The 3029-nt window shown below is 48.7% G+C and carries 4 protein-coding genes; all 4 read right to left on the bottom strand.

The features are described from left to right. The coding region (locus Q8K48_06465; protein MDP1852039.1) for a DNA-processing protein DprA at window positions 1-456 on the bottom strand (456 nt) is incomplete at its 3' end. After that, window positions 453-1973, bottom strand: a complete 1521-nt coding sequence (locus Q8K48_06460) for a YifB family Mg chelatase-like AAA ATPase (GenBank protein ID MDP1852038.1) — start codon at window positions 1971-1973, stop codon at window positions 453-455. The genes Q8K48_06460 and Q8K48_06465, both read right to left, overlap by 4 nt. Beyond that, window positions 1970-2335 carry a YraN family protein gene (locus tag Q8K48_06455; protein ID MDP1852037.1) on the bottom strand — a complete coding sequence of 122 codons (366 nt, stop codon included), beginning with the start codon at window positions 2333-2335 and terminating at the stop codon, window positions 1970-1972. The genes Q8K48_06460 and Q8K48_06455 overlap by 4 nt, the downstream gene beginning before the upstream one ends. Before the next feature lie 48 nt (window positions 2336-2383). Then, entirely contained in the window at window positions 2384-2992 is a 609-nt protein-coding gene (locus Q8K48_06450; protein MDP1852036.1) for a ribonuclease HII, read from the bottom strand. Window positions 2993-3029: the final 37 nt, after the last annotated feature.

Raw genomic sequence — 3029 nt, 5'->3', positions numbered from 1 at the left:
ATGTGCGAAAGTATCAATGCCATATGCCCCACCACTGACAATCGCCCATTCGCGATCAACAAAACCTGCAGCAAAATCTCCAGCTATGCGTGCGCCATAATTTGTTGGATTACGAGTACCAACAATTGCCAACGATTGCATGGATAAGGCGGCCAGATTTCCTTTAGCAATGAGCGCGATGGGTGGTGCGATTAAATCATCAACTAGAAATGGCCACATAGCATCACCCGGCATTATCAGAAGGGCATCTGCGCTTTCAACTTTTTCAAATACTTGATCGGCAGTCGTTGATTTAATCGAAGCAATGAGTGCGCTGTACTTAATAACGTCATAGCCACCGGCAAGTAATCTTTCAATCGTTCTAATTGCGCCTTGTGAGAAAATCTCTCGCGCCCACAGTGGATGTCCGCCTTCTATTGCACTAAAGAGTATCGCTCGTGCTTCGCGCTCCTTCATATTTCGACTCCTCCGCGCATCGCATGCGCCTGTCTAACGTCGGCAAGTGTTGGAATATCGTGTCCATGCAAATCGGCAAGTGTCCAAGCAGTCCGTGCGATTTTGTGCAGACCGCGCGCAGTAATCTGCTCGCGCTCGAGCTCATCGTGTAAAAAATTCATAGCTGCACGCTCTGGCTGAAAAACTGTTCGCAATGATCGTGCAGGGATCTGCGAGTTCAGACTGTATCCAAGTCCAGCAAATCGCCGCTCAGCTATCGCTCGTGCGGCGATTACTCGGCTGCGAATCGCCTCACTCGTTTCACCTAGTTCAACTCGCGCCATATCGACGCGCCCCACTGGATCTACGTGGACTCGTAAATCGATGCGATCCATCAATGGACCTGAAAGTCTTCCTAAATAGCGCCGGACCTGTTGGGATGTACAGATGCAGTTACGACCACGACCACTGAATTTTCCGCAAGGGCATGGATTTGCAGCCAGAACTAAAAGGAACTGCGCTGGAAAAGTTACGTTTCCTATACTGCGTGCAATAGTTATTGTCCCTGCCTCTAAAGGTTGGCGAAGAGAATCTAAAACACCAGATGGACACTCTGGTGCCTCATCAATAAATAAAACTCCGTGATGGGCAAGTGAACATGCACCAGGTTTTATTGCATGTGCGCCTCCCCCCACCATTGCAACACGCGTTGTCGTATGGTGCGGTGAAACTATCGGTGCAATCAATGAAGTCGGAGATCTCGTTGCAAAGCCTGCGGCCAATGAATGAACGGCCGTAACCTCTAAAGCTTGCGCAATATTTAGCGCCGGCATAATTGTGGGAATTCTTTCAGCGATCATAGTTTTACCAGCCCCAGGTGGGCCGATCAATAAAATATGGTGTCCCCCAGTTGCCGCAATTTCTGCCGCTAACCGCGCCTCAGGTTGGCCAGCAACATCGGCAAAATCCAAAAGTTCATCGCTCTGACTCCATTGATAATCAATCTCTTCGGCAATTTCACGCTCTCCAGTACGTAGCCAACGCAGAACGCTCTTTAAATGCTCCATCGCAATTATCTGCATTCCCTGCATCAACCCGGCTTCTGCAGCATTAGCCAACGGAACGACGGCCGTTGTAATCCCTGATTTATAAGCGGCCATCAGTGCAGGTAAAACTCCGCGAACAGAACGAATACGTCCATCCAATGAAAGCTCGCCAAGAAATACAACGCTAGTAATGCGCTCAGGAGGAATAGTTTCGTGGGCAGAAAGAATTGCAATGCAGATCGCTAAATCAAAGCCCGATCCACTCTTAGGTAACCATGCAGGAGAGAGCGAAACAGTCACTTTTCGATTGGGCCAAATTTCACCACAATTAACCATCGCCGCGCGAACACGTTCTCGGGATTCAGTCAGCGCGGCATCGGGTAATCCGAGTAGAGAGTAAGCCGGCAGGCCGTCGGCAATATCTACTTCGACGGTAACTAGGTGGCCATCTAGACCAAGGAGTGCAACCGATGTTGTCAGGGCAAGGCTCATAGTAAATTTGCTCTGTATTCAATTGAATGCGAACCGTCGGGTGCGATTAATACCGCCGCGACATCGATTTGGTATTCGCACCCTAAACAGCCATGTGTTGCTAGCCAGCCAAGGGCTAAGCGCTGCATGCGATGGGCCTTTTCGCGATTAATCGCCTCAAATGGGTGGCCAAAAGCCAAAGAGGAACGAGTCTTAACCTCTACGAAGGCAAATACTCCCGATGGTTGAAGCGCGATAATGTCGATCTCACCCTCGCGAATTCGCCAGTTACGCTCAATGATTTCGGCGTTTTTAGCGGTTAAATACTGAGTAACAACTTCTTCACCAAAAGCGCCTGTGCGTTGATTATTTTTTGTTTGCATAACCGGTGACGATAAATACTCACCCTGACAAAACTACTCAGTGAAGATTTACTTGTGGATGAGGGCTGCAATATTTGAAAAAGAACGGCGATGTTCCATACACACCCCATGGGTATTGAGGGCGGCAGTGTGAGCGGCCGTGATATAGCCCTTGTGACTGGCAAATCCATAGTTCGGAAATGCCAAGTCCATTTCACGCATAATGCGATCTCTCGTCACTTTTGCGACGATGGATGCAGCACCAATTGATACGACGACTTGATCGCCTTTCCATACCGCTAAGTTCGGTACTGCAAGTCCATCGATTGCATAACCATCGGTTAAAACATATGCGGGTGGTTGATCTAAACCATGAACGGCACGTCGCATTCCATCGAGATTTGCTGTATGGACTCCGCGCTTATCGATTTCACTTGCCGGAACTATCACAACACTTATCGATGCTGCGATGGTGGTAATGACGTCGAACAACTCTTCGCGTTTACTCTCTGATATCTCTTTTGAATCTCGAACTGCAGATAACTCTGGTGCAAATGGATCATTCAAAATTACTGCAGCGATAACGAGTGGACCCGCACATGCTCCGCGTCCTGCCTCATCTACACCTGCAATCGGTGCGATACCTGCATTGATGAGCCCTTGCTCAATCACTTTCACTAAGTGCTACTTAACAACGTCTATCTGTGGAATATAG

The organism is Candidatus Planktophila sp. (assembly GCA_030681675.1).
Classification (GTDB): Bacteria; Actinomycetota; Actinomycetes; order Nanopelagicales; family Nanopelagicaceae; genus Planktophila.
This window is presented reverse-complemented; position numbering and strand designations above follow the sequence as displayed.

Excerpts from the sequence above, each read along its gene's own strand:
- Q8K48_06460 (MDP1852038.1), bottom strand. The coding sequence starts at position 1,973 with ATGAGCCTTGCCCTGACAACATCGGTTGCACTCCTTGGTCTAGATGGC.
- Q8K48_06455 (MDP1852037.1), bottom strand. The coding sequence starts at position 2,335 with ATGCAAACAAAAAATAATCAACGCACAGGCGCTTTTGGTGAAGAAGTT.